General features: G+C 55.5%; 28 protein-coding genes and 1 pseudogene. 10 read left to right on the top strand and 19 right to left on the bottom strand.

Annotation, left to right across the window (positions count from 1 at the left end):
- Positions 1-149 precede the first annotated feature (149 nt).
- Positions 150-2,594: an ATP-dependent helicase gene (locus tag ACSQ3H_RS10940; RefSeq protein WP_436117080.1), complete on the top strand. Its 2,445-nt coding sequence runs from the start codon at positions 150-152 to the stop codon at positions 2,592-2,594.
- A gap of 1 nt (position 2,595) precedes the next feature.
- On the opposite strand, the gene ACSQ3H_RS10935 is transcribed toward ACSQ3H_RS10940, so the two are convergent.
- The 5 genes from ACSQ3H_RS10935 to ACSQ3H_RS10915 form a co-directional block, all read right to left on the bottom strand.
- Positions 2,596-3,018 (bottom strand): type II toxin-antitoxin system VapC family toxin, encoded by a 423-nt coding sequence (locus tag ACSQ3H_RS10935; RefSeq protein ID WP_436117079.1) that lies wholly within the window; start codon positions 3,016-3,018, stop codon positions 2,596-2,598.
- The gene (locus tag ACSQ3H_RS10930; protein ID WP_436117078.1) at positions 3,018-3,272 is read right to left on the bottom strand and encodes a type II toxin-antitoxin system prevent-host-death family antitoxin; all 255 of its coding nucleotides are present in this window, start codon (positions 3,270-3,272) and stop codon (positions 3,018-3,020) included. Before ACSQ3H_RS10930 ends, ACSQ3H_RS10935 begins: the two co-directional genes overlap by 1 nt.
- A gap of 79 nt (positions 3,273-3,351) precedes the next feature.
- Positions 3,352-4,197 (bottom strand): N-acetylmuramoyl-L-alanine amidase, encoded by an 846-nt coding sequence (locus tag ACSQ3H_RS10925; RefSeq protein ID WP_436117077.1) that lies wholly within the window; start codon positions 4,195-4,197, stop codon positions 3,352-3,354.
- A 112-nt stretch (positions 4,198-4,309) separates the two neighbouring features.
- Positions 4,310-4,792, bottom strand: a complete 483-nt coding sequence (locus ACSQ3H_RS10920; protein ID WP_436117076.1) for a CreA family protein — start codon at positions 4,790-4,792, stop codon at positions 4,310-4,312.
- A gap of 85 nt (positions 4,793-4,877) precedes the next feature.
- Positions 4,878-5,510 (bottom strand): DapH/DapD/GlmU-related protein, encoded by a 633-nt coding sequence (locus ACSQ3H_RS10915; RefSeq protein ID WP_436117075.1) that lies wholly within the window; start codon positions 5,508-5,510, stop codon positions 4,878-4,880.
- 68 nt (positions 5,511-5,578) lie between these two features.
- On the opposite strand from ACSQ3H_RS10915, the gene ACSQ3H_RS10910 reads away from it, so the two are divergent.
- The 4 genes from ACSQ3H_RS10910 (at position 5,579) to ACSQ3H_RS10895 (ending at position 9,178) form a co-directional block, all read left to right on the top strand.
- Positions 5,579-5,740: a hypothetical protein gene (locus ACSQ3H_RS10910; protein WP_436117074.1), complete on the top strand. Its 162-nt coding sequence runs from the start codon at positions 5,579-5,581 to the stop codon at positions 5,738-5,740.
- A gap of 28 nt (positions 5,741-5,768) precedes the next feature.
- Positions 5,769-6,359 carry an SCO family protein gene (locus tag ACSQ3H_RS10905; protein ID WP_436117073.1) on the top strand — a complete coding sequence of 197 codons (591 nt, stop codon included), beginning with the start codon at positions 5,769-5,771 and terminating at the stop codon, positions 6,357-6,359.
- 13 nt (positions 6,360-6,372) lie between these two features.
- On the top strand, positions 6,373-7,257 hold the full coding sequence (locus tag ACSQ3H_RS10900; protein WP_436117072.1) for a 50S ribosomal protein L11 methyltransferase: 885 nt from the start codon (positions 6,373-6,375) through the stop codon (positions 7,255-7,257).
- Between the two features lie 82 nt (positions 7,258-7,339).
- Positions 7,340-9,178, top strand: coding sequence for an aminopeptidase P family protein (locus ACSQ3H_RS10895; protein WP_436119417.1), 1,839 nt, complete (start codon positions 7,340-7,342; stop codon positions 9,176-9,178).
- Positions 9,179-9,205: 27 nt separating this feature from the next.
- Here the strand turns inward: ACSQ3H_RS10895 and ACSQ3H_RS10890 are convergent, their stop codons facing one another.
- On the bottom strand, positions 9,206-9,499 hold the full coding sequence (locus ACSQ3H_RS10890; RefSeq protein ID WP_436117071.1) for an AzlD family protein: 294 nt from the start codon (positions 9,497-9,499) through the stop codon (positions 9,206-9,208).
- A complete protein-coding gene (locus tag ACSQ3H_RS10885; RefSeq protein ID WP_436117070.1) occupies positions 9,499-10,245 on the bottom strand; it encodes an AzlC family ABC transporter permease in 747 nt (248 codons plus the stop codon). The genes ACSQ3H_RS10890 and ACSQ3H_RS10885 overlap by 1 nt, the downstream gene beginning before the upstream one ends.
- A 150-nt stretch (positions 10,246-10,395) precedes the next feature.
- On the opposite strand from ACSQ3H_RS10885, the gene ACSQ3H_RS10880 reads away from it, so the two are divergent.
- Positions 10,396-10,740: a cupin domain-containing protein gene (locus ACSQ3H_RS10880; protein WP_436117069.1), complete on the top strand. Its 345-nt coding sequence runs from the start codon at positions 10,396-10,398 to the stop codon at positions 10,738-10,740.
- A gap of 53 nt (positions 10,741-10,793) precedes the next feature.
- Here the strand turns inward: ACSQ3H_RS10880 and ACSQ3H_RS10875 are convergent, their stop codons facing one another.
- The 3 genes from ACSQ3H_RS10875 to ligA form a co-directional block, all read right to left on the bottom strand.
- Positions 10,794-13,064: a TonB-dependent hemoglobin/transferrin/lactoferrin family receptor gene (locus ACSQ3H_RS10875; RefSeq protein ID WP_436117068.1), complete on the bottom strand. Its 2,271-nt coding sequence runs from the start codon at positions 13,062-13,064 to the stop codon at positions 10,794-10,796.
- A gap of 215 nt (positions 13,065-13,279) precedes the next feature.
- Positions 13,280-13,984, bottom strand: a complete 705-nt coding sequence (locus tag ACSQ3H_RS10870) for a DUF2461 domain-containing protein (RefSeq protein ID WP_436117067.1) — start codon at positions 13,982-13,984, stop codon at positions 13,280-13,282.
- On the bottom strand, positions 13,981-16,125 hold the full coding sequence (gene ligA / locus ACSQ3H_RS10865) for an NAD-dependent DNA ligase LigA (protein WP_436117066.1): 2,145 nt from the start codon (positions 16,123-16,125) through the stop codon (positions 13,981-13,983). Before ligA ends, ACSQ3H_RS10870 begins: the two co-directional genes overlap by 4 nt.
- 32 nt (positions 16,126-16,157) lie before the next feature.
- On the opposite strand from ligA, the gene ACSQ3H_RS10860 reads away from it, so the two are divergent.
- Positions 16,158-16,694, top strand: coding sequence for a hypothetical protein (locus ACSQ3H_RS10860; RefSeq protein WP_436117065.1), 537 nt, complete (start codon positions 16,158-16,160; stop codon positions 16,692-16,694).
- Here the strand turns inward: ACSQ3H_RS10860 and ACSQ3H_RS10855 are convergent.
- The 4 genes from ACSQ3H_RS10855 to ACSQ3H_RS10840 all read right to left on the bottom strand — a co-directional run bounded on the left by ACSQ3H_RS10855 (position 16,688) and on the right by ACSQ3H_RS10840 (position 20,825).
- Positions 16,688-17,506: a phage minor head protein gene (locus ACSQ3H_RS10855; RefSeq protein WP_436117064.1), complete on the bottom strand. Its 819-nt coding sequence runs from the start codon at positions 17,504-17,506 to the stop codon at positions 16,688-16,690. The two genes, ACSQ3H_RS10860 and ACSQ3H_RS10855, sit on opposite strands and share 7 nt — an antisense overlap.
- 117 nt (positions 17,507-17,623) lie before the next feature.
- On the bottom strand, positions 17,624-19,303 hold the full coding sequence (gene recN, locus ACSQ3H_RS10850; RefSeq protein WP_436117063.1) for a DNA repair protein RecN: 1,680 nt from the start codon (positions 19,301-19,303) through the stop codon (positions 17,624-17,626).
- Between the two features lie 28 nt (positions 19,304-19,331).
- Positions 19,332-20,168, bottom strand: coding sequence for an outer membrane protein assembly factor BamD (locus ACSQ3H_RS10845; RefSeq protein ID WP_436119416.1), 837 nt, complete (start codon positions 20,166-20,168; stop codon positions 19,332-19,334).
- Between the two features lie 267 nt (positions 20,169-20,435).
- Positions 20,436-20,825 (bottom strand): tautomerase family protein, encoded by a 390-nt coding sequence (locus tag ACSQ3H_RS10840; RefSeq protein ID WP_436117062.1) that lies wholly within the window; start codon positions 20,823-20,825, stop codon positions 20,436-20,438.
- A gap of 466 nt (positions 20,826-21,291) precedes the next feature.
- On the opposite strand from ACSQ3H_RS10840, the pseudogene ACSQ3H_RS10835 reads away from it, so the two are divergent.
- Positions 21,292-21,549 (top strand): annotated as a pseudogene (locus ACSQ3H_RS10835) (transposase); the annotation flags it as partial.
- A gap of 12 nt (positions 21,550-21,561) precedes the next feature.
- Here ACSQ3H_RS10835 and ACSQ3H_RS10830 read toward each other — a convergent pair.
- The 5 genes from ACSQ3H_RS10830 to ACSQ3H_RS10810 all read right to left on the bottom strand — a co-directional run bounded on the left by ACSQ3H_RS10830 (position 21,562) and on the right by ACSQ3H_RS10810 (position 24,051).
- Entirely contained in the window at positions 21,562-22,725 is a 1,164-nt protein-coding gene (locus tag ACSQ3H_RS10830; RefSeq protein ID WP_436116132.1) for an IS30 family transposase, read from the bottom strand.
- 184 nt (positions 22,726-22,909) lie between these two features.
- The gene (locus tag ACSQ3H_RS10825) at positions 22,910-23,305 is read right to left on the bottom strand and encodes a hypothetical protein (protein WP_436117061.1); all 396 of its coding nucleotides are present in this window, start codon (positions 23,303-23,305) and stop codon (positions 22,910-22,912) included.
- Positions 23,306-23,382: 77 nt separating this feature from the next.
- Complete coding sequence (locus ACSQ3H_RS10820) at positions 23,383-23,715, bottom strand: hypothetical protein (RefSeq protein ID WP_436117060.1); 333 nt, start codon at positions 23,713-23,715, stop codon at positions 23,383-23,385.
- Between the two features lie 83 nt (positions 23,716-23,798).
- Positions 23,799-23,942: a hypothetical protein gene (locus ACSQ3H_RS10815; RefSeq protein ID WP_436117059.1), complete on the bottom strand. Its 144-nt coding sequence runs from the start codon at positions 23,940-23,942 to the stop codon at positions 23,799-23,801.
- A complete protein-coding gene (locus tag ACSQ3H_RS10810; protein ID WP_436119552.1) occupies positions 23,929-24,051 on the bottom strand; it encodes a hypothetical protein in 123 nt (40 codons plus the stop codon). Before ACSQ3H_RS10810 ends, ACSQ3H_RS10815 begins: the two co-directional genes overlap by 14 nt.
- Positions 24,052-24,166: 115 nt before the next feature.
- Here ACSQ3H_RS10810 and ACSQ3H_RS10805 point away from each other — a divergent pair, with 115 nt between their 5' ends.
- On the top strand, positions 24,167-24,589 hold the full coding sequence (locus tag ACSQ3H_RS10805) for a hypothetical protein (protein ID WP_436117058.1): 423 nt from the start codon (positions 24,167-24,169) through the stop codon (positions 24,587-24,589).
- Positions 24,590-24,825: 236 nt separating this feature from the next.
- A complete protein-coding gene (locus tag ACSQ3H_RS10800) occupies positions 24,826-25,722 on the top strand; it encodes a LysR substrate-binding domain-containing protein (protein WP_436117057.1) in 897 nt (298 codons plus the stop codon).
- The last annotated feature ends 3 nt before the right edge of the window (positions 25,723-25,725 follow it).

Below are 25,725 nucleotides of genomic sequence, written 5' to 3'. Positions count from 1 at the left end.
GTATGCCCTAAATCAAAAGGACGCAATATCGGTGATTGAATATTTCAACTGCAAGTTTAGGTGCAAAAGATGCTGCCTAAACTTGGCCGTTCTCTTTTTGTATCGCATTTTTCTGGTTTTTCAGTACCGAATCACTACATTGGGGACAAATGTCCGGATTACCTGACGATATTCCTTTTTTTGACGAAGCTGATGTGCCGCGCCAGCCTTCGGGTATAGCCGCGCGCGCCATGCAGGCGCGTGGCGCACCACCCTATCTGAGTGGCCTCAATCCTGAACAACGACTGGCGGTTGAAACGACTGAAGGTCCGGTGCTCGTCCTGGCTGGTGCTGGTACCGGCAAGACCCGCGTTCTGACCTCGCGCATCGCGCATATCCTTTCGCTGGGCAAAGCCTGGCCAAGCCAGATTCTGGCGGTGACCTTTACCAACAAGGCTGCGCGCGAAATGAAAGAGCGCATCGGCGTTCTGGTCGGCGGCGCGGTGGAAGGCATGCCATGGCTCGGCACGTTCCACTCCATTGGCGTCAAGCTGCTGCGGCGTCATGCGGAACTGGTCGGCCTCAAATCCGATTTCACCATTCTCGATACGGATGATGTCGTCCGCCTGATCAAGCAGATCATCCAGGCCGAAGGCCTTGACGACAAGCGCTGGCCTGCCAAGCAGTTCGCACTGATGATCGACGGCTGGAAGAACAAGGGCCTTGGTCCTTCGGAAATACCTGAGGGTGATGCGCGCGCCTTTGCCAATGGCAAGGGCCGCGAACTCTACACCGCCTACCAGAACCGGCTGAAGACGCTCAATGCCTGCGATTTCGGCGATCTTCTCTGCCATCCGATCCGCATGTTCCGGGCCTATCCGGACGTGCTGAAAGAATACCACGCCAAATTCCGCTATATCCTCGTCGACGAGTATCAGGACACCAATACCGCGCAATATATGTGGTTGCGGCTGATCGCCCAGGGTTCGAAGAATGTTTGTTGTGTCGGCGATGACGACCAGTCGATCTATGGCTGGCGCGGCGCGGAAGTCGACAATATCCTGCGTTTCGAGAAGGATTTTCCTGGTGCTGTGGTCATCCGCCTCGAGCGGAACTACCGTTCCACGGCGCATATTCTCGGCACTGCCTCCTTCCTCATCTCGCACAACGAAGGGCGTCTAGGCAAAACCCTGTTCACCGATGCGCCCCATGCGGAAGATGCGAAGGTCAATGTGCATGCCGCCTGGGATTCCGAGGAGGAAGCCCGCGCCGTCGGCGAGGAAATCGAGCAAGCACAGCGCAAGGGCCACAAGCTCAACGATATGGCGATCCTGGTGCGCGCCTCGTTCCAGATGCGCGAATTCGAAGACCGTTTCGTCACGCTTGGTCTGAATTACCGGGTCGTCGGTGGTCCACGGTTTTACGAACGTCTCGAAATCCGCGATGCATTGGCCTATTTCCGTGTCGTGGCGCAGGGCGCCGACGATCTCGCGCTGGAGCGCATCATCAACACACCAAAGCGAGGACTCGGCGAAGCGGCAATAAGACAGGTGCATGATTATGCGCGGGCGCGCGATATCAGCATGCTCGACGCGGCCGCCGATCTCATCCAGACCGAAGAGCTAAAACCCAAGCCACGCTCAGCTTTGCGCGAAGTGGTGGAAAATTTCCAGCGCTGGCAATCGCTGATCGATTCGACGCCGCATACGGAACTCGCCGAGAAAATTCTCGACGAATCCGGCTATACGGCCATGTGGCAGGCGGATCGCTCGGCAGAAGCGCCGGGCCGGCTGGAAAACCTGAAAGAACTGATCCGCTCGATGGAGGAATATGAGTCGCTGCGCTCTTTCCTCGAACATGTCGCGCTGGTCATGGATGCCGAGCAGAACGAGAACCTCGATGCCGTCAACATCATGACACTGCACTCCGCCAAGGGCCTTGAGTTTGAAACTGTCATCCTTCCCGGCTGGGAAGAAGGACTTTTCCCGCATCAGCGAGCGCTGGATGAAGGTGGTCGCTCCGGCCTCGAAGAGGAACGCCGCCTCGCCTATGTCGGACTGACGCGCGCCAAGAAGAACCTGCACATCTGGTTCGTTTCCAATCGGCGCATTCATGGGCTTTGGCAATCGACGATTCCTTCCCGGTTTCTCGAAGAATTGCCCGAAGCGCATGTGGAAGTGGTAGCCGGCGGCGACTCCTACGGCGGCTATGGCGGCCGTGGCGGCGGTTATGGTCAATCGCGCTTCGACCGCGCCGACCCTTTCGAAAACACCTATTCGACACCCGGCTGGCAGCGTGCCCAGCAAAACCGCTCCGATGCAACCCGCAACAATTGGGGCTCGCGTTCCGGTGCAAAGGTGGAGCGCATCGGCTACGGCGAAACGGATTCTGTTCTTGGCGCAGGGCGTGGCTCAGTGAAGGGCCGAACCATCGATGGTGAACTCGTGGCGAAATCCGTCAGCGAGACGCCCTCGAATTTCGATGTGGGCGACCGCGTGTTCCACATCAAGTTCGGCAATGGCAATGTCTCATCGATTGAAGGTAACAAGCTGACGATCGATTTCGACAAGGCCGGCCAGAAGCGTGTGCTGGATAGTTTTGTGAAAGGGCTTTGAGTTACCGCTCAGTCCATGGGTTGAACGATCCGACACCGGTCGGCTCAAAATCCGACACATTCCGCGTAACAACAACCATGCCATGAACGAGTGCTGTTGCAGCGATAAGACCATCGCGAACTGGACGCGGGTTCGGCACATGAAGTCCGGCACTGCGTTGGGCGACCGTGGCATCGACGGCCAGAATGCGGTCCGCAAAGGCAGGCAGGACATGGTCGTCCAACCATGCGCGCAATATAGCCCCTTGTGATCTATCGCGGCGCTCGGTAAGCAATACGCCGATTTCGAGCTCCTGGATCGTAATTACCGAGAGATATAAATCGACAGCATCGACACTTTCTGCCCAAGCTGCAACGTTGGGGTCAGCTTTATTACTGCGGATTCTGCGCAATTCAGATACGACATTGGTATCAAGAATATACATCAGGAAAGATCAGCGGATTGTGCGAGATCGCGCATCTGAGGTATCTCGAGTTCAATGTCTTCGACCCCCGGCATCGCCAACAAGTCAGCGATTTTCATTCGAATACCACGGATTTTCTTATATTCCTCAAACGTCAACAAGACATGCGCCGGTCGCCCGCGATCCGTAATAAATACCGGCCCGGACTTAGCAGCTTTTTTCGCCTTGCTGGTATCCTGATTGAACTGGCGGCTCGAAAGGGTTGTGATCGTCATGATGGCACCTCGTATAGCAATGTAGTTACGTTACCACGAATATTCCAGTGGTTAAATATCTTGTTCGAAGCCGTCGCCCTCACCCCTCAAAGAGCCAATCGCCATGCACCCAACCGGAGAAGTCCGGCTGTCCCGAGTGCGTGAGCACCGACACATAACGCCATTTGCCGCTGGCTTCGTGCACCAGCACTTTTGTCCCATCGGCTAGCGGCGCAGGTCTGACCACCGGGAACGATGCACCGGCACCCGTGCGAATGTTAAGACCGCTGCTCGAGCGGACCACCATCACCGCGTCACCGCTATCGGCCTCGCCTTTTACTTTCGCCTTGAACGCCTCCATGTCCCACGCCGGACCAGGATCGGATTTCCGGCCCGGCGCGATATCGTCATGACCCATGATATCCTCGATGGCATATTCGCTGCAGATGGCTTGCGCAGCGGCAATCACTGTCTCGATCTGCGCCGTGGTGAAGACTTCCCAGCCGCAATTGGGTACCCCGAATTTGTGGCGGGCTTCGATGACCTTCGCTCCGTCGACAGCAGCGCCCGTCCACGACACCCAGCCTCCGGCACTCTTGTTAAGCGGTCCCCAATTTTCGATTTCTATGCCAATGGCCGAGCTGTTAAGCCCCGAATATTTCGCGCCGTTCTTGCCTGTCCACTGGCTCTTGCCCGCGTGCCAGGCGACGGTGTTGAAAGGCACGCATTGGGTGACCGACCCGTCGCGGCGGACGACGAGATGGGCCGAGACGTTGGCTGCTTTCTGTGAAAAATACTTGGCGATATCGGTGTCCGGTCCGCTCGCAGTGTAGTGGATGATCAGGAATCTGGGTTTCAATTCGCCACCGACATTGGGCGAACCGATGAAATCCACATTCGATGCACCGGCACCAAGCCTATGATTCTTTATGCGAAAATTCATCATCAAACCTTTGAAAAGCTTGATTTATTCTGCAACAGTGAAAATGAAATTGATATTCGTCAATAGTATAAGCGACCGCCCCTGGTTTAAGGGCAGCGCCGTGGATAGCGGCCTGTCATTCCGGCTTGCCCTTTGTCCAGCTGACATTTCCCGCAAAGAGCGGGATGGTCGAGATCGACGTCTTGGCCGAGCCATCCTGAACCTGCGTGGCATGGGCGAGATAGATCAGTGAATTGTTCGCCTTGTCGTAAATGCGGGTGATGACAAGTTTCTTCCAGATCAGACTGGTGCGCTCGGAAAAGACCCGCTCTCCACCTTCGCCTAGCTTGATATCGTCGATGGTAATCGGACCGGTCTGCTGACAGGAGATTGAAGCGTTGGACGGATCCTCGAACCAGTTGCCCTTCTGCAGCCTGTCGATAATACCCCGCGAGAACGATGCGAGATGACAGGTAACCCCCTGCACTTTTGGATCGGCAACTGCATCGATGACGATATCATTGCCGAGCCAGTCAACGCCGACCTTGCCGACTTCTTCGGCCTGAGCGGGCAGGATGGCTGCGCCCAAAAGGGCCAGTGCAACAAGCGTGCGCTTCATCAGAATAACTCCCGAGGGTTGAAATTGGGCAAGACAACAGTTGGATACTATGCGGAATGATTGCAAGCGAAACGGCGGCTAGTGGCTAACGTTCCCATTTGTCCAGGAAAGCCTCAATGCTCAGAGACTGGATATCCGGAATGGCTTCGAAGACAGTTTCCGGAGGCCAGTCCCACCAAGCGAGCCGCCGCAGCCGCACGGCAATCTCCTCGGGGAAGCGAAGGCGGATGAGCCGCGCCGGATTACCCGCGACGATCGTATAGGGCGCGACATTCTTGGTCACCACCGCATTGGCGCCAATGACAGCGCCGTGACCGATCTGAATTGCCGGCATGATCACCGCGCCATGGCCGATCCATACGTCGTGGCCGATGCTGACGCGCTTGGCCTGCCTGCGCGCACGGAAAGCGCTGTCGACGCCCTGATATTTGAAGAATTCATTCGGCCGATAGCTGATCTTGTGCGTCGTCAACCGCTCCATCGGATGTTCGAGCGCATTGATGCGAACATTCGCTGCAATCGAGCAAAACCGCCCGATATCGGCGTAAATGCCCTCACTGTGCCGTTCGAAGTAGGTAAAATCACCAGCCGTCACATCGCGCAGGATGACGCGCTCGCCCACTTCGGCATATTTGCCAAGCTTGACGCCTTTCAGCTGCGCGCTCGGATGGATGCGTGGTTGGTCGTTCTGGAAGCGCGGATCGTTGGTATCGGCCATGATGTTTTCTCTAATGTAACTCGGGCAATTCTTTTGCATAAACCCAGCCGAAATCCTATAATCAAGCGATGAAAACATCATCATCCATCAGCACACCGAGAATGATGCTCTACGCAGCACTTGCGCTCGCAGCATCCGTAGCCTCGGGGCTCACCTTTGCCGCGTGGTTCAACAAGGGCGATTCCATCTTCCTTTCCCTCATCAACGCGGGATTGGCCTGGTGCATGTAGACGCCTCGCCGTCCCTGAGTAATCATCCATGAACAAACGTCTGCTGCCTTTTTTGATCGTGGCGATTGCGCTTCTTGCTGCGGCTGCAGGCTGGATCACCTTCCAGTCGTCACGCCAAATGACGGCCAGCAATCAGGGGCCGTTCGGCACGTCCTTCCAGCTTACGACGATGAATGGCGAGCCAATCACGGAGGCGGCATTCCGGCAAAAGCCATCCGCCATATTCTTCGGCTTCACCCATTGCCCGGAAGTCTGTCCGACGACACTGTTCGAGCTAGACGGCTGGCTGAAGAAGCTCGGCACGGAGGGCGCGGACATCAATGCCTATTTCGTCACGGTGGACCCGGAGCGAGACACCGTCCCGGTCATGAAATCCTATGTCAGCAATGTGTCCGACCGCATCATGGGCGTGACGGGGGATCCTGATAAAATGGCTGCCATGCTGAAGGGCTATAGCGTCTTTGCGCGCAAGGTTCCCGTCGAAGGCAGCGACTATACGATGGACCACACCGCCTCGATCTTTCTTCTGGACAGCAAGGGCGGTTTCTTCGGCACCATTGCCTATGGCGAAAATCCTGATACGGCTGTCGAGAAATTGAAACGTCTCGCCAAGAGCTAGAGTACATTCCTGAATGACCACCCAGACCCGCCTTTTCGTCACTGCCGGCAAGATCGAAGCCGAGCGTGTCTTCACCATGCTCGAACGTGAATTCGAGGAGGACGGTCTGCCGGTCTCCAACGCCGAAATCGACGAAGATCGCGAAATATTCGAGGTTTCGGTCTACACATTCGAACCCGACGAGATTGAGCCCCGCATTCGCGATGTTCTCGGCAGCGACACCTTCAGCCTTGAATTGATGCGAGAACAGGTGCCGGATATCGATTGGGTAGCGCATTCGCTGGAAGGGCTGAGGCCGGTGCGCGCGGGACGCTTTTTCGTGCATGGCTCGCATGATCGCGACAAGCGCCGCGTCAACGAACTAGGCATCGAAATCGATGCGGGGCAAGCGTTTGGCACCGGCCATCATGGCACCACGTCCGGCTGTCTCGACATGATCAGCGAAGTGATCCGGCGCGAGCATCCGCGCAATGCGCTCGATCTTGGAACCGGCAGTGCCGTACTCGCCATCGGCATCGCCAAGCTTGCGCCTATCCCGGTTCTTGCAACGGATATCGATCCGGTCGCAGTCGCCGTGGCGCAGGAAAATGTGGTGAAGAACGGTGTTGCCGCCAGGGTGCAAACCGAAACCGCAACGGGGTTTCATCATCCATCGATGCGCTTTGCCGCACCGTTCGATCTCATCGTCGCCAATATTCTGGCGCGGCCGCTGATGCAGCTGGCACCCGAGATGCGCAAACACCTCGCGTGGGGCGGTTCACTCATCCTCTCAGGTATTCTGGAAACGCAACGGGAAAAGGTTCTCGCCTCGTACCGCGTCCAGGGATTGTTCCATCAGAAGACGCTGCGCCGCGAGGGCTGGGTTACGCTGCACCTAAAAGCTAAAGCGACGTATTAATCCGGTTGCTAAGACCACTCCTCCATTGCGCAGACGAACACAGAAAGATAGGTTTTGGCCTCTAACAGCAGAGGTCAAAGTCATCATGTTCCAGTCGTTTGAGGTCGCAAGCAATCCTGCCACCGGCGCACCCCGCGTTGCCAAGCTGCGAGCCGAACTCGAAAACCTTGGCCTTGACGGTTTTCTTGTACCGCGTGCCGATGAGCACCAAGGTGAATACGTGCCCGCCCGCGCCCGCCGTCTGGCATGGCTGACAGGTTTCACTGGCTCTGCGGGCGTTGCGCTGATCATGAAAAGCAAAGCCTATCTGTTCGTTGACGGGCGTTACACGCTGCAGGCAGCCGAGCAGACCGACCCGGAAGTCTTCACAATCGAAAGTCTGGTCGATACGCCGCCTCCAGTGTGGCTGCGCAATGTCGAGAAGAAGCTCAACATCGGTTTCGACCCTTGGCTGCACACGATCAGCGAGACCAAGTCGCTGCGCGAGGCTTTGGAGAAGAACGGCGGCAGTCTCGTTGCGGTCAAGGACAATCTTGTCGATCTGATCTGGGACGATCAACCGGCCCCACCGCTCGAAGCAGTGACAATCCAGCCCGAGAAATATGCGGGCAAGCTCGCCAGCCAGAAGCTGCACGAACTTGCCGAAGCCGTTGCCAAGGCAAAAGCCAACGCGACGATTCTCACCGATCCATCCTCTATTGCCTGGGCTTTCAATATTCGCGGCAATGACGTCAGCAATACGCCTCTTCCCCTCGCCTTCGCGCTGATTCCGGCATCGGGTGAGCCACTACTTTTCATCGACAAGCGCAAGCTGCCGATCGAGACCGAAGCTTACCTGACGCAGCTTTCGACATTGCGCGCCCCTTCAGCATTGGAAGGCGACGTTGCGGCCTTTGCCGCTGAGGGCAAGACCGTGATGCTCGATCCGGCGCTAACGGCGGAAAAACTGCGTCTGATCATTGAAAAGGCCGGTGGAAAGGTCGTGGACGGCCTTGATCCGGCGCGTCTGCCGCGCGCCGTCAAGAATGCAGTCGAGCTTGAAGGCGCACGCAAGTCGCACGAGCGCGACGGCGTGGCAATGGTTTCGTTCCTGTCGTGGATCGATGAGCAGGCGCCGGGCACGATTGATGAGATCATTGCGGCGACGAAACTGGAAGAAACCCGCCAGACTGTGGCGGAAAGCTTCCAGATGCCGCTGGAAAATCTCTCGTTCGACAGCATTTCCGGTGCGGGACCAAATGGCGCCTTTGCGCATTACCGGGTCAGCACGCAGTCTAACCGCAAATTGCAGGACGGCGAACTTTACCTGATCGACAGCGGCGGCCAATACCGCGATGGCACCACTGACATCACCCGCACGCTACCCGTCGGCAAGCCGACCGACGACATGAAGCGCAAATTCACACTGGTGCTGAAAGGCATGATCGCCATTTCAACTGCTCGCTTCCCGAAGGGAACACGCGGTATGGATATCGATGTGCTTGCGCGCATCGCTCTATGGAAGCAGGGATATGATTATGGCCATGGTACCGGGCACGGTGTCGGCTCATTCCTTTCGGTACATGAAGGGCCACAGAGCATATCGAAGCGTGGTGTACAGGAATTGCTGCCTGGCATGATCCTTTCCAACGAGCCCGGCTACTACAAGCCCGGCGCATATGGCATCCGCACCGAGAACCTGTTGATCGTCACCGAGCCGGAAGTGCCGGAAGGTGGCGACATCGCCATGATGGGCTTTGAAACGATCACGCTCTGCCCCATCGACAGGCGGCTGATCGACACCAGCCTGCTGGTACGGGAGGAGCTCATCTGGCTGGACGCCTATCACGCGCGGGTTCGCGAAGCGCTGCTGCCGCACACTAATGGCTCAGCACGCGAATGGCTGATCGCTGCGACAGAGCCTTTCGGTCACGGGAACTGAGACCACTTGATCTCTAACGGTCTGTAGTCAGGAGAACTGGCGCAGCAGGATGATCACGGCTGCGCCGGCGAGAAACATGGTCAGCGCGTTGAACCGCAGTGACACGAGACCGGCAAAGGCAAGCGCGATCAGTCCGCGCCAGTCGGCTTCCGCAGCTGCAGGAGCAACCAATGTCGTGAGCACGGCAGCGGGCACCGCATTGAGCGCGACTTCGACGCGAGGATGAATACGCTCAAAACGCGACAGCACCAGATGACCGCCGATACGTGTCAGGAAAGTCAGAACTGCGCCGGCGATAATGATCCATGTTATCGATGACATCAGCGTCGCTCCCGCGCTTTTTCCGGCTTGGCAACAATGACAGCCACCAGAATGCCAGCCAGGGCGCCGATACTGACGTGCCAAGGCGAGCCGATCGTTTTGTAGGCGATGATTGAAACAATGGCGCTGGCGATGACGATCGGTGCCCAGTTATCGCGCTTGCGAAACCCCATGACCAGGCCGAGGAAATAGATCGGCAGCAGCATATCGATACCGAGTGCATGCGGGTCCGAAATGAGATTGCCGAACAGTCCCCCTATCCCGGCTTCCGTCACCCACATTACGTAGATCGGCGTGGCCACGCCGAGATACCAGATGAATGTCACCGGTTTTCCAGATTCCGCGCGCTTTTCGGTTTCCGCATATTGCGGGTCGGTGAGCAGGAAATAGCTGAGAGCGCTCTGCAGCGGTTTGAAATGGCCGATGCGCCGCCCCACCGCAGCCGAATAGAGCACATGGCGAAAATTGACCGCAAAAATGGAAAAGACGATCAACCAGGCAGGAATATTGTGGCCGAACAGCTCAATACCGACCATCTGGCTCGCGCCGCCGAAAATCGCCGCGCTCATTAGCACTGCCTGGAATACGCTGAATCCGTTGTCGACAGCCAGCGCGCCGAACAGAAGGCCGAAAGGCGCCGAGGCGACCATGATGGGCAGGCCTTTGGCGAAACCTTCCCAGAATTGCGTGCTTGAACGGCCCGAATCGGCGGAAACCGATTCCCGTTGATATATTTGTTCGTCCATCGATTTGCTCTAGGACAGGATCGCCGGGCTGTCACGTCACATTTGTTGATTGATATCATCAATGTTGCTGCAATTGGCTATGGGACACCCATTCTTGTCACCGCTCTGCACCATGGCTACGCTGGATCAGAGGTAAGAAGGAGAGCATTCATGGCGCATGTGATCGATCGCGATGTCTGGGCGGAAGGACCGGAACACTGGCAAGGTGAAATCACCGGCAAGCCCTATGGCACCAACGTGTCGGTGGTCTTCTACAGCAGCGACAGGATTGGCGGCGGGCCGAAGCTTCACACCCATCCCTATACGGAAACGTTCATCGTCCGCAAAGGCAATGCCCGTTTTACTGTTGGCGACGAGATCATTGATGCGCATGAGGGCCAGATCGTCGTTTCACCCGCCAATACACCCCACAAGTTCGAGAACATCGGGCCGGGTAGGCTGGAAACAATCGATATTCACGCCAATGAGGTATTCATAACCGAGTGGCTTGAGTAGACAAAATTTCCCATCGGGCGATTTGCCCGACGGGATTGATGAGCCTGTTTTCTTTAAAACTTCTGCGTCAACGAAACACGGAAACTGCGGCCAACCTCCGTATAACGATCCGCGATCGCAGGAGAAATGCCATCCGGAACATCGAGCGCATTCCAGTATTTCGTGTCGAAGACATTGAAGATACCCGCCTGGAGTTTCATTCCGTTGGCGAATTTTGGTTCCCACCAGAAGGTGGTATCCACGACAGCATAGCCGGGAGCAACAAAGCCGCCATCGCTGACCTTGTCACGCCGTGAGGCCATGGTCAGCGAAACGTCACTGCCCCAATCCTCGACCGCGTATCCCAACCCGACGATGGCACGAACCGGTGGAACCGAATTCAGATATTCGTCATTTTCAGTATCTTTGCCTACTGTCCACGCCACTGAGGTCCAGGTGCGCCAATGTTCGGCGAAGTTCACATGGCCACGCAATTCCGCACCATAAATCTGCACGCGATCAAGATTGGCGTAGCCGGTGATGCCACCAACCGGATATTCGCCGCCTGGAGGGGCGATCGTTACTTCCTCGATAAAGTTGCGGTAATAATTGTTGAAGATGCTTCCGCCGAAACCATAGGTTTCGTTCTCGAATTTGGTACCGATTTCAAAGCCGTTGCTGGTCTCGGCTTTCAGATCAGGATTGCCGATTCTGGCGTAGGAGCCGGGCGCACCGTAGTTCTGGAAGAGTTCCAAAGCGGTCGGAGCACGGAAGCCCTGTGCCCACTGAGCGTAGAAGTCCAGGTCGGGAGCAGCATGCCACGTTGCCCGAAGCTTGGGAGAGAAGCGTGAATCGCTGTTGGAGGAAGGCAACGTACCGTCGAAATTGGGACCATCCTCGTAAGCGGCAGTCGACTGCGGCCGGTGCTCGTACCAGTCAAAACGCCCACCGGGTGTGAGTGTTACACGGCCGTTCAGGATATCGATATCGTCCTCAGCATAAAAACCAACCGCCAGGGATTCGACGTCGGGCATATCGGATGAATTGCTGTGCAGCATTCGGCATGATTGCGGACCGAACGGCTGCGGGATGATGGACCAATCGACATCCGGACAATTGTCGACGCCTGCTGAATATTGGTGGAGGTCCTGCCGATAGATTTCTCCGCCAACACGGAACGTGTGCGAGAGGTTGCCGATCTCGGTGCTTTTCAGAACATTGCCTGTGAAGCCGTAGCTGTCCTGCTTCAGCTCATTATCGCGCTGATAGATGCCCGACGGGTAACCGTAGAAGAATGGGTCTCCGCGGATTATTCGCGCTCGAGCATCAGGCACACGCACGCCATCAGTGGTTTTGGTCAGGATCTGCTGCTGCCAATAGGCTATGGCATGCGCCTCATCAATCCAGCCGGTCCTGTCCGGGGAAATGTAGTCATAGCTCGCGGATATCCGCTTGCGCTCGACATTGTCGCCCGATTCAAGACTGCCCGGTATATAGCTCGCGGTCGAACCGATCTTGTCGTCGATATTGGCATCGCGCTTGAAATATTCGCCGGTGATTCCAAAACGATGGCCGCCATCGAAATTCTGGTAGATTTTGGCGAGAAAGTTCCCCTGGTCGAAATCGACTGGATTGGCTTCGGTCCGCGTTGCACCGTAACCACCAACATCGCCCTGATTGTCTATCTCGTGGCCTTGCCGATACCCTCCCTGGATCAGGAATTCCGTGTCATTGGCGCGCGCTGCGACCGCGGCATTCGTACGCCAGCTCTGGTCAGCACTGTCATAGACACCCTTGGTTATAGCGCCGAAATTGCGTCCGTCAGTCAAAAGATCTTCCGGATCAAGCGTTTGCAGCTGCACGACGCCGCCCAATGCGCCTGAACCGTAGCGGCTGGAATCGGCGCCTTTTGTGATGTCGATCGCGGAAAGTCCGTCAAAATCCACAGCGTTCAGCCCGCCCGAATTGCTACGGGGGTCTGTCAGCCATGGAACGCGTATCCCATCGATCGTCGTCAGAACACGGGTTTGATCAAGGCCCCGCAGGTTGATGCTATTGTTCTGGGTATTGAAATTGACCCCGGCATCGACGCGGCGGCCAAAATCCTCGAAACTTTCGACCATGCGCTCCTGGATAACCTGCCGGTCGGTGGTTGTTGTCAGCGGAGATTTTTCTCCCTCGGCCGCCTTCGGTCTGGCGCCTTTTACAACGATCGTTTCGAGTTCGATATTATCGCCGGCGTTCGTTGTATTTTGCGCAATGGATGCGCCCGTGCTCAACCCAACCACCACCAACGTACCGGCGCCGCCACACATAAGGCGCGCAAGCAGAGTCTTCATAGCCATGTCCCAGTTCCCCAAACCCAAAAGAGAATGCCTGGCTGGCTTACGCCACACGAAAATATCGTGGTGGGTCAGTGGCTTGCTGAGCGAATGAAAAGCGTGTGTTCACGCTGTACAATTGTTCACTACTAAAAGTATACTATAAAAGTCAACATTAATTAAATGCGCGTTATCACAATCTGGCTCACGCGATTTTCCACCCACGCGAGCATAATGGATCAGGAGGTTGCAGTACCCTCGATCGCCCTGCCCCAATCGATCAGCGGCTTGGCCCGCACCGCAAAATCGAGGAGTTCATCGGCAAGCTTTGGCGAGGTGATATCAGCTGGATCGATCGGATGGCGGACGACGAAATTCCGGTTGCGCAAAGCTTCGATCAAATCGGGATCAGTTACCGTTTCAAACCCGCGCGGCGTCCGCTTCAAACAATTGGTATCCTTGAGTTCCAGCCCGTTCTTCTTGAGCGCCTTGACCATGGCACGGTAGTTCTCTGGCTTCTCCACAATAGCCTTGCGCATGGCGAGCAGGAGTTCCGGCTTCTGCTGCCACCAGGCGACGGCAGCATAGCAGCCGCGATAGTCCTCATGTCCAATGCAGACATAGAAACAGCCACTCTCGGCCCATTTGTTGCCATCGGGCGAAAGCAATGCCGAAAGATGCCGGTTATAGGGGCTCTTGTCCTTGGAAAAGCGCACATCGCGCTTGATACGAAACTGTGATTTCTTGCGGTCGCCCCGGAAAGGCAGGCCAGCTTTCTCAAAACGAGCCAACAGATCTTCGACCAGGTCGCCCAGCGGTTCGTAAAGATGAGCTTCAAAAATATCCTTGTTCTCCAGAAACCATTCGCGGTTCTGGTGGAAATCGAGCGCCTTGAGAAAGGGCAGTGCCTTGTCGCCAAAGCCTTTGAAAACAACCTCGGTCATGCGCCCACCAGTGTAAACCAGGAATCCTCATCGATCACTTCAATGCCGAGAGTCTGCGCCTGCGTCAGTTTCGATCCAGCGCCGGGTCCTGCAACCACGAGATCGGTTTTCTTCGAAACGGAACCTGCCGTCTTGGCGCCATAGCGTTCGGCCATGGCCTTGGCTTCGTCGCGCGACATTCTTTCCAGCGAGCCCGTGAAGACAATGGTCTTGCCGACCACCGGCGAGTCACTGACAGTTTTCACTTCCTCGTCGAGCGGTGTCACTTCGGCAAGAAGTGCGTCAAGCGCCTGGCGATTGTGCTCCTCGGCATAGAAATCGACCAGCGCCTCGGCAACGATACTGCCGATGCCCTCCACTTCATTCAGCTCGCGCCACGCGTCGTTACCCTTGTCGGCTTTATCCTTGGGTGGCACGGCCGCCATCGCTGCATTAGCGAGCGCATCATAGGAACGGTAGGCCTTTGCCAGCCGCTTGGCATTGACCTCGCCGACATGACGAATACCAAGCGCATAGATGAAACGGCTGAGCGAGACTTCGCGCCGGTCGTCGATGGCGTCATAAAGTTTCTTGACCGACGTCGCACCGAAACCATCGATATTTTCAAGCTTCGTCAGCGAACCGGCCTGACGCTTCTTCAAAGTGAAAATGTCGGCGGGCGTGCCAATATGCAGCGCGGGGTCGTCCGATTTGAAGAAGAACTCCACCTGTTTCTCGCCGAGCCCCTCGATATCAAAGGCATTGCGCGAGACGAAATGCCGGATGCGCTCGACAGCTTGCGCCGGGCAGATCAACCCACCGGTGCAGCGACGCACTGCCTCGCCTTCCTCGCGCACCGCGTGCGAACCGCAGGCAGGGCATGTGTTCGGGAAGACATAGGGCGAGGGTCCGCGCGGCTTGTCAGCAACGATATCGACGATCTGCGGGATGACATCGCCCGCACGCTGCATCACCACCGTATCGCCGACGCGCAGATCGCGTCCTTCGCGGATCGGCTGGCCATTCTGGCCGATACCCTTGATATAGTCCTCATTATGCAGCGTCACATTGGTGACGACCACACCGCCGACTGTGACAGGCTCAAGCCGGGCAACCGGGGTCAGCGCGCCGGTGCGGCCAACCTGAATGTCGATGCCCTTGAGGATCGTCATCGCCCGCTCAGCCGGAAATTTATGCGCGATCGCCCAGCGCGGACTGCGCGAGACAAAGCCGAGACGCTGCTGCAGCGCCAGATCATCTACCTTATAGACCACGCCATCGATATCGTAGCCCAGCAATGCCCGCTGTTCCTCAATCTGGTGATAGTGCTTCACCAGAGCTTCGACCGTCTCGAACCGCTGCATCAGAGGGTTGACGCGAAAGCCATAGGATTTGAACGCTTCGACCATGCCCATTTGCGTCTTGGCGGGCATGTCGCTGACCTCCCCCCAGGCATAGGCAAAGAATTGCAGCGGCCGTGAAGCAGTGATTGTAGGATCGAGCTGGCGCAGGGAACCCGCCGCTGCATTGCGCGGATTGGCAAAAATCTGCTTGCCATCCTTGGCCTGCCGCTCGTTCAGCGCAGCGAAATCCGCATGGCTCATATAGACCTCGCCGCGCACCTCCAGCACCTCGGGCGGTTTGCCGCTCAGCACATTTGGGATACTGGCAACTGTCCGGGCATTGAGCGTGACGTTTTCGCCAGTGGTGCCGTCGCCGCGGGTTGCCGCTGTCACCAGCCTGCCAAGCTCATAGCGCAGGGAGAGCGACAGGCCGTCGATCTTGGGTTCCGCCGTGATGCCGATCTTCGCGTCGGCACCGAGCTTGAGAAACCTGCGGATGCGGCCGACGAAATCCTCGACATCGCTGTCATGAAAGGCATTATCCAGCGACAGCATTGGAATTGAATGGGTGACCTTGCCGAACTTTTCCGATGCGACGGCACCGACTTTGTTCGACGGCGAGTCTTCGCGCTTCAGATGCGGAAAACGCTGTTCGATTGCGAGATTGCGGCGCCGCAGTGCATCGTACTCGGCATCCGAGATGATCGGCGCATCTTCCGTATTGTAGCGGTAATCGTGCTGGGCAATCTCGGCCGCAAGGCGGCCAAGCTCTTCGGCGGCATCCGCCTCGCTTAAGTGTTCTACGGGAGTATCTGCCATATCTAACGTCTAATTGTTGCGCATTGTCATCCGTGCAACGTTATCCATCCTTTGGCGGAAGAGAAAGCGATTCCAGCATCTTGGTGAATTATTGGTTCTGGCTTTTTATCATCCTGCCGCCTGCGCTGGTTTTCAGTGTCGGGCCTGAGGCGAAATCTTGGTTGCGTGCCGGGCGATTGGTGGCGGCCATTGGCCTTGGGTATGTGCTACTCGTTACTGCGATAGGCTGGTATCAAACCTTAGGATGGCACGCTTACAATTCCTGCCAATCACACTTTCGAGATGGTTTCGTTCAAGAGCATGTCGAATGCAAAGGTCTGGTCCCTCGCGGTCGCCCAGGTTTTTTCCTGCTGCTGGGTTGGATTCCGGTCATTGGATTTGTGGGAGGATTGGAATCACTATGGCGCATCTGGCACCGTCGCCGAATTCGAGAAACGGATGAATCAGTCGGTGAATGGATCAGCACTGTTCTGCTAGTGCTGAGCATTCCGACATGGGTATTAGGAATGTATATATTTTACCATTTTTTCATGGATATTTGGCTAAGTCCCAATCTGTCTAGCTATTGAAACATACTCTCGGCTGCATTCAACTTAACTTCACTTTTGAAGCTAGTGACCCAAGAACCAACGATCGGGAAATGTGTACCTCCTGCCTCTGTCCACTGCGAAGAGGAGGGTTTAAGGGTGGATGAGCCGAGTTCGACTTCGCGTATATCAAAAGGATCGGTAAATTCATCTGAATATTGGTATGATATCTCGCCTTCGATAATCATCACTCCATTCTCATGAAGAACATTTCCGGAAAAATCACCACTAACTACACTACCTCCAAAGACATAAAGATAACGCACGAAGTCATAGGAATTTGTAAAGCTCCAATGAAAATCACCCGACGAGACTTTTCTTGCCGCATCTGCAATTTGTGCATTGATACGATCATAGATATTTAATGTATAGAAGAAATAGTCGATTACGCCGGCCAAATGTCCTATTTCGGCCAACGTTAGTCCTCGGCCATGACCGAAATAATAGTGCCAAACCAAGTCTACGTCCGACCATTGATCCGGCCAGTCATTGATGTCGCTGGTGATTGTCTGATAGGCATATTCGCCTTCGCCGCGTTCATAGGGCTCAGCTATACAGCGGCAGCCATAATCTTCTCCCGGATGCCCGGTTTCGGGTGGATTGTCCCATTCGAATAGCTTCCCGTTATTTTCTATATGGGAGGGGCGTACCTGCGGATCTCCGCGCGTGCGCCAGATATAATGCGTGGTCTGATGGCCCAGGTCTTCCGCCTTTAGCGACAAGCGAATGGGAGTTCCCCGGCGCAGATAGTTGTTGAAGACCTTGCGGTATTCCAATGAATTGAGAGGGTTCATCGTGTCTTGTCCCGTTGCGTTGAGACAATGATACGGCCGCAAAAGTGAGTGTGGATAAGTGACCAGTGAGAAACCACTGGAATGCCGTCAATACCGCGCGCTCAGGGGCTTCGGCGCTTAAGGTGCGAGGGCAGCGTTTTCCCGAAGCAACCGCACCGCTGCGGCGCGCGCTTCTTCGGTGACACTCGCGCCGGCGAGCATGCGGGCGATTTCTTCCTGCCGATCATTGATTTCCATCGCGCGAATGGATGTCGCCACGCGGTCATTGCCGGCGGCTGCCTTGGCGATGAGGAAATGTGTCTGAGCCCGTGCTGCAACCTGCGGCGCGTGGGTGACGGAGAGAACCTGAACAGTACCCGCCAAGCGGCGCAGGCGTTGGCCGATGGCATCGGCTACCGCACCCCCGACACCTGTGTCGATCTCGTCGAACACCAGGGTCGGCGCCGAGCCGCGATCGGCAAGCGCCACTTTCAACGCCAGCAGGAAACGCGAGAGCTCACCGCCGGACGCGACCTTCATCATGGGCCCGGCGCGGGTGCCTGGATTGGTCCGCACCCAATATTCGACCGTATCGATGCCATCGGCTGTCCGATTCTGGGCATCCGTGGTCATTTCGACAATGAATTCTGCCCGCTCGAGTTTCAGAGCCGGCAGCTCCGCCATGACCGCCTGTTTCAAGTGATCGGCGGTCTCGTGGCGGTCGTTTGAAAGTGCCAGCGCCGCCAGATCATAGGCGTCGCGCGCTGCCAACGCCTCTTTTTCGAGCGCTGCCAGCCTCTCGGCCCCCGCGTCGATATCGGCAAGGTCTGCATCCATCCGGTCGCGCAATGCGGGAAGGTCATCGACAGCAACGGAATACTTGCGCGCGGCGGCACGCAACGCGAACAGCCGTTCCTCGGTTTGTTCAAGCACACGCGGGTCGAAATCGATGGCGCGGATCGCCTGTTCGATGCCGTTTTGTGCTTCCGCCAGCGCATTCAGCGCCTCATCGATGGCCTTGACGACCGGCTCCAGCAACTGCGGAGCCTCCGGCACCTTGCGCTCCAGCCTGCGGACGAGGCTGGCAAGTGACGGCACGGGAGAGGCGTTGCCTGATAACACCTCGTTAGCATCGTTGACATCGCCCGCTATCTTTTCGGATCGCATCATATCCGTGCGTTTGATCGCCAGCGTCTCTTCTTCCAGCGGTTCCGGATCGAGCTTGGCAAGTTCTTCGACTAAGGAGCGGAGATAGTCGGACTCGCGCGTCGCCGCTTCCACCTTGGCACGGTGACGGACCAGAGTGTGTTCCGTATCCCGCCAGGTCTTGTGAAGTGTCCGGACGAGCGTCGCCTTGGTTTCGAGCGCTCCAAAAGCATCGAGCAAGGTACGGTGGATATCGATATCGACAAGCGCGCGATCGTCGTGCTGGCCGTGGATTTCCACCAATCTGCCGCCAAGCTCTTTCAGCAGCGTCACACTTGCCGCCTGATCGTTGATGAAGACGCGGCTGCGGCCATCGGCATTCTGCACCCGGCGCAAGATGATATCGCCATCGTCGTCAATGTCGTTCTCGCGCAGCAGCGCACGCGCTGGATGGCCGCCCATCACATCGAAAACGGCGGTAACTTGCCCCTGCTCAGCGCCATGACGCACGAGCGAAGCATCGCCCCGCGACCCTAGCGCCAGCGACAAAGCATCGAGCAAAATGGATTTACCGGCACCTGTCTCGCCGGTCAGCACCGACAGACCTTCGCGAAACTCGATGTCGAGCCGTTCAATCAGAACTATATCGCGGATCGACAGATGCGAAAGCATGGTTGCTCAGGTTATGGGTTATTGTGGGTTAGACGCCGTCTTTACCACCAGTGATAGCCTCTGCAGCCTTCGATAGCCACGAGCCGGAATTCTGCCGCGGCTCAAGACCACCGCTCTGCAGCAGTTTGTAACTATCCTTGTACCACTCGCTATCCGGATAGTTCTGGCCAAGAACGGCCGCCGCTGCCTGCGCTTCGTTGGTTATGCCGAGAGCATAATAGGCTTCGGTCAGGCGAGCCAAGGCTTCTTCAACCTGACGCGTGTTCGAATATTGCTCGACAACGCCACGGAAGCGCTTGATCGCTGCCAGGTATTCCTTGCGCTCAAGATAGTAGCGGCCGACCTGCATTTCCTTGCCGGCGAGCTGGTCGCGGCCGAAACGGATCTTTTGCTTGGAATCCTCGACATATTCGGAGTCGGGGTAACGTTCGACCACCTCGTTGAACGCAGCAATCGAGCGGCGAGTCATGCTTTGCTCGCGTGTCACATCGGGGATCTGGCGGTAGTAGCAAAGGCCAGTGATATAGTAAGCGTAGGCTGCTTCCGGCTGCGTCGGATAAAGCGCAATGTAGCGCTTGGTCATCGCGATGGACTCATCATATTTGCCGGCACGGTAATTGGCGAAAGCGCCCATCACCAGCGATTTGCGGGCGAATTCCGAATAGGGATGCTGGCGATCGACGGCATCGAATTTCTTGGCAGCCTCATCGAGACGGCCGGAATTCAGATTAGCAAGAGCCTGATTGTAAAGGACATCTGCAGGTTCAATCGTGTCGACATAAGCATTGAGATCGATGTCATCGTCCTTCGAAGCACAACCGGAAATGGCGATAGCGCTGGCGACTGGAAGGAGAAGAAAGGCCATCCTGGCCTTGGCCCCAAAGCCTGTATTCATCGACATTCTGCTATTCGCCATGCTGTTTCCGGCCCCATATAATAATTTAAGAGCAATGATCGCAAACCCGATATCACGTTTGCGGCTCACACTCTAGGCATAGTCAATCTACCGTCGGTTGGGCGGTCATAAACCACAAGCGACGAGAATCAGCAATCTTATTGCCATGTAATCGTCCAATTTTGTGGCGGAGCCGAAAATGAGCCGGAAATCTCCAAGATTCGCTTATTTGTTCAACTAGGCGTTTTCAAGCAACTGGGCCTCACCATTACTGAAAGACCATTCATCCCGGGTTGAGGTGCTTATGATTATCATGACGTCCTCCGGTCTGACGCCGGGTGCCTCCCCAAGCAACGTGACCAGGCGTTTGTAGAATGCTTGCTTCGTTGCAGCATCACGGGGTCTGCCGATGGATATCGTGAACACAATGAAATCGTCCGAGCGCGGTCCGCCAAAATAATTCCGGTCGAAAATGAATTCGCCAGGACGATGCTGATGAATAGCCTGAAAGCGGTCATCAGCCGGAACATTGAAGGCTTCGACCATGGCTCTGTGCAGGCTATCGGAAACGGCTTTCAGGTATTCAGGGGATTTTCCTTCGAGAAGTGAAATGCGGATGAAGGGCATGGAACTATCCTTTTTCTATAGCGCCGAGTATGCAATCAGTTCAAATCGATTCAGCTAATCACCTGAAAAGTCTCGATTTGAAAAAAATTTGATTCACGAAGAGACAGAAAATCGATTCTCTGATCAAAAAACCGATTCACATAGATGTTGAGAGCCCGAAATGCTGTTCGGCCTCTAACCGCGGGAAATAATGACCGTGCAAGGGCTTAACGCCGGCTTTAATTAACTGGAAATATACGCGATTTACGTGGACGTATTCCCGTTGAATAAGGAGCCGGTCTGAAATCTCTCGAATGGATAATGATGTGCGATTGAAGTTGTAGACGTCCGTGAGGTTCATTCCCGCTGTAAGAGCGTTGGGTAAAAGTTGCCTTAGCTGTTTTCTCGAATAGTTGAGATAGAATGGCCTGCTGCCGGTTTCATAGACACTGAGTTAAGGTGTTCTGCATGAAACCGGAGAGTATGAATGCAAAGACGGAAGTTCAGCCGCGAATACAAGCTTGAAGCGGTGAAGTTGGTGAAGGAGCGTGGCGTGGCTGTTGCGCAGGCTGCCCGCGACCTTGAAGTTCACGAGAATATGCTGCGCAAATGGATCAGGGAGCACGGCTCCGATCCGGTCCAGTCCTTTCCAGGGCATGGACAGATGAAGCCGGAACAGCTTGAGATCGAGCGGCTACGTCGTGAGGTCGCGAAGCTGAAGGCGGAGCGCGATATCCTAAAAAAGGCCGCGGTGGGTTCAACCGGTCAACGCAACATCTTCGGCGAGTTTATCAGCGGGCGATCGAAAGCCAAGTGTCTTGCGAGGTCGAGTATTCAGTCGCATCGCGACCGCGTCCAGATCAGCCTGGCTATAACCTAACAAGCTGGTCCCCTTCGGAAAATATTGTCGCAGCAATCTGTTTGTATTCTCGTTGGTGCCGCGCTGCCACGGACTTTGAGGGTCGCAGAAGTAGACCTTCACATTCGTTGCCAGGCTAAATCGCTTGTGCTGCGCCAATTCGCTACCACGATCCCAAGTCAGACTCATCATCAAGTTCTCGGGAAGCTTTAACGCCTCTCTGGTCAAAGCGCCGACGACGCTGTCGGTGTCCTTTCCAGCCACATGCACAAGAACAATGTACCGGGATTTCCGCTCGACGAGAGTCGCAATATGGCTGTTGGCACTTCCAGAAAGAAGGTCTCCCTCCCAGTGGCCAGGAACTGCACGATCTTCAACGTCAGCAGGTCGCTCCCGGATCGAAACGGCGTCAATAATCTGACCGCGTGGCTGACCTTGTGTCGTCGATTTCCTGCTACGTCGCATCATGCGGTTCGTTCGCAAGTGCGCGAGCAGTTCTTTCTTCAGGACACCGCGAGCCTGAATGAAAAGGCTTTTATAGATCGTCTCATGAGACACGAGCATCGTCTCGTCGCAGTGGGAGAATTTTACTTTTAGCCATCCAGCGATCTGTTCAGGGGACCACTGGCACGCCAGTTTCCCGGCCACGATAGCACACAATGCCTGGTTCCGGGTCAGCAGGCAGGGTTTGGGACGGCAAGCCCGTTGCCAGGCGCGTTCGTCAGCTCTTACCGCTCGATAGTGCCTTCGTCCGTCATTACGGTTGATCTCACGGCTTACCGTGGATGCTGACCGTCGTAACCCTGCAGCTATGCTGCGAACGGACATGCCCGCAGCCAGCCCCCTGGAAATCTCTTCGCGTTCATATAAACGAAGTGACCGCGAGGATCGTTTACGATCCGTCGGCTGAATTCCACCTGTCGCGGACAAGACGCCGTGAACAGAGCCTGCATGTTTGCCGAGCGCACGCCCGATATCACTGAGAGACTGGCCATCTTTCCAGCGTTGCCAAAGCTCTTTCTTCTGTTGTTGCGTTAAACCTGGTCGACCTGTTCTCGCCATCGTGAGCCTCCGGATGCTTCATGAAATCAATCATGTTGCGTTGACCGGTTGAACCCACCGCAGCCGGCTTTAGCTTCGTCGAGATATTGACCGATATCGTCTATGGTTCGTCCGTAGGCTTCTCGCTCTCCGTTGAGAAATGCAATGAACACACACGTATCCCAATACAGATTGCTTGGAGGACTCAATTATTACCCCAATCATCATCCAAATCCGCACTCGTTATATTGAAAGTCCCCACCCAGCGGCTAAGGCGTTCTCCGGCCGTTATTTCGTCGAAGTGGAATATCTCAAACTTGGTCGGTAACGGAAATTCTGCTTTGTAATGTGCCAAGCCTTGAAATAGGCCACGTCGATCAAAAGCAGTTCTAAGCTGATCTACAGCCAACCGCCCTACATCACACTCTATCTCTAACGCTCCTGCGGTAAGAACTAGGACAGCCTTCTGGTGTCCACCACGCAAGTCAACGGCTTTCAAAACGCCATCAAAAGTTGTGTGCGCTGTTCCGGTAAAATATGTTTGCTGGTCTTTCTCTTCTCGTTCAATTTCTTCAAGAACGGTCTGGGCTCTTTGCGCCAAGAACGCGTCTATGAGAATAACATCTCCTGCTCCAATTTTTATTTCCCCAAACTTGAAGCTTGTGCCAATGCCATCGTTTAGCCGCGCAATAGTTCCACAACTTTTTTAGGTAGTATTTTCGCTTCGGGAGCACCTTCTCTAATTGCTCTCAAACCATCACGAAAATACACAATGCCGGATTGCGTTTGACCATCAGCAGTTACTTGTTCGCGAAAACTCGCTGTAGCGGTGTTCTTTTTCAATTCTGTAATGAAAAATTTGTGCTTACGTTTGCCATTCGTGGCGATGTCAGCCGCAGCCAAGCCAGCCATCAAAGCGGTGAGTTTTTTGGCAAAGACCTCCCCATCAACGTCTCGCTTGTTCTGATCGAGGCCGTGGATTGTCAGGGTAATTTGTTCGTTGTGCGCCATTCGCGCGATCCTAGCATTGTTGACCTGACCGATCAGTTAATCGATTGCAAGAAGCAGATTCTAACACGCGTGCGTTGCGTTCGCTACCCGAGGGCTTCCTTGATCTTCAGGGAGAGCACCCAGGCCGTCTTGTATTGCACGCCGAGTTCTCGTGAGAGCTGCAAGGCAGCCTTTCCTTTGACGGAGTTTGCCTTCCAGCGCTTCGTCTTTCCGCTAGAGAGACGCATGAAAGTGATGAATGCCCTTGGGCGTCGGCTCCCTGTCCTTGCCGGGAGATTCGTTCTGGACATAGAGCGTAAGGCCCCCGTCGGTGTCCTTCACCAATTGCCGCAGCATAGGCAAGGACGTCCTTCCATTGTAAAGGAACGCACAGCAAATAGCTGCCTCGGGGTCAAAAGCCGACTTTGGTGGCGGTTGCTACCTAATTCCGGAAATACGCCGCCGTCGATAAATGGAAAAATTGGGTGGAGGGCTTCGTCGCCGACAGCAACAGGCAGGAAGTTACCGCAAGCGTTTTTGGCAACTTCTCATAATGTTCTTCCTTGCATTCGACAGCATCTCTTTCGGGTCGATTGTTGGAAACAATCATCCCTTCCAACCCGAACGTTCTTCTAAAAACCGCAGAAGATGGGATGGACCAGACCGGCGCGAAATCCAGTCCGAAAAGAGAAAATATCGCGAGCGGATTTTTGGTATGCCGGAAAGATACGCATATACGATGCCGTTACGCCGCCTGGATCTCCGCGATAAGAGCAATCTATTCGAAGCACAGAGATTTCCGCTGTTATATTTCCCCAAGAAATTGATTCAGTTATGGCCAACCTCTTCCAAGTGCGCTTTATCGAGCACGCTATGTCGACAAATTAGCGAATAACCAATGTTCACTTTTTAACGCTTGAATGGAAAAATTGACTGATACATCCACTTAACTTTCAATGTGTTAGTTGGGAAAGTGGTGCTTATATTGAATTGAATAATTTCACATAAAATCGTTTCGAACTGAATGCATACCGAGGTTCAATGACTTGACGGCGTTTTTATAGAACGGCATGATCATCCTGAAAATCAGAAAATTATGGATCAATCATTCCAAAAATATGGATAATTAAAATGCGACGGATAACCTTCGATCTAGATGTGTTGCGCACTTTTTCCACCGGCATGGAACTTGGCAGTTTTGCCAAGGCAGCGAACCGGCTGGGCCGTTCCACCTCGGCGGTCAGCGCGCAATTGAAAAAGCTGGAACAGCAGGCGGAAACGCCGATCTTCGTCAAAGCAGGACGCGGGCTGGCCCTCACCGAAGCTGGTGAGACGATGCTGGCATATGCACGCAGGTTGCTCGATCTAAACGACGAAGCTGCCACGGCGATCCACGGCACCGAGCTTGAAGGCTGGGTGCGGCTCGGACTGCAGGAAGATTTCGGCGAGACCATTCTTCCGGAGGTCCTCGGACAGTTCGCCCGGGCTCATCCAAAGGTACGGATCGAGGCGCGGGTGGCACGCAATGCGGAATTGATCGATCGCGTAACCTCCGGCCGTCTCGACCTGGCATTGGCGTGGAGCGACGGATCTGTGACGACGCCTCACTATGAGCGGGTCATGGACGTGCCGATGTGCTGGGTTGGCCCGGCTGGGGAGACGCGGAACCGGCAAGCATCGGCGGACGAACCATTGCCGTTGGCGTCGTTGGAAGCACCATGCCTCTTGCGCACTGCGGCCACAAACGCGCTCGACCGCGCCGGCATTCCGTGGCGGCTGTCCTTTATTAGTCCAAGTCTTGCCGGACTGTGGGCTGCAACCGTCGCGGGCCTTGGCGTAACTATTCGCACCCCGATCGGGCTACCTGCAAGCGTACAACCCTTGGCGCCTACCGACAGCGGATTGCCGCCGCTACCTTCTCTCGGGCTTGTTCTTCATCGCTCGGAAGCACAATCAGAGCCGGCAACGGCGCGGCTTGCATCGATCATGCTGCAAGCGGTGCACAATGCGATACCGGCGTACCGGTAGAGG

The sequence above is a fragment of the Phyllobacterium sp. LjRoot231 genome, assembly GCF_964253365.1.
Lineage (GTDB): Bacteria > Pseudomonadota > Alphaproteobacteria > Rhizobiales > Rhizobiaceae > Phyllobacterium.
Note: the sequence above shows the minus strand (reverse complement) of the source record. Positions and strands in the feature narration are given on the sequence as shown.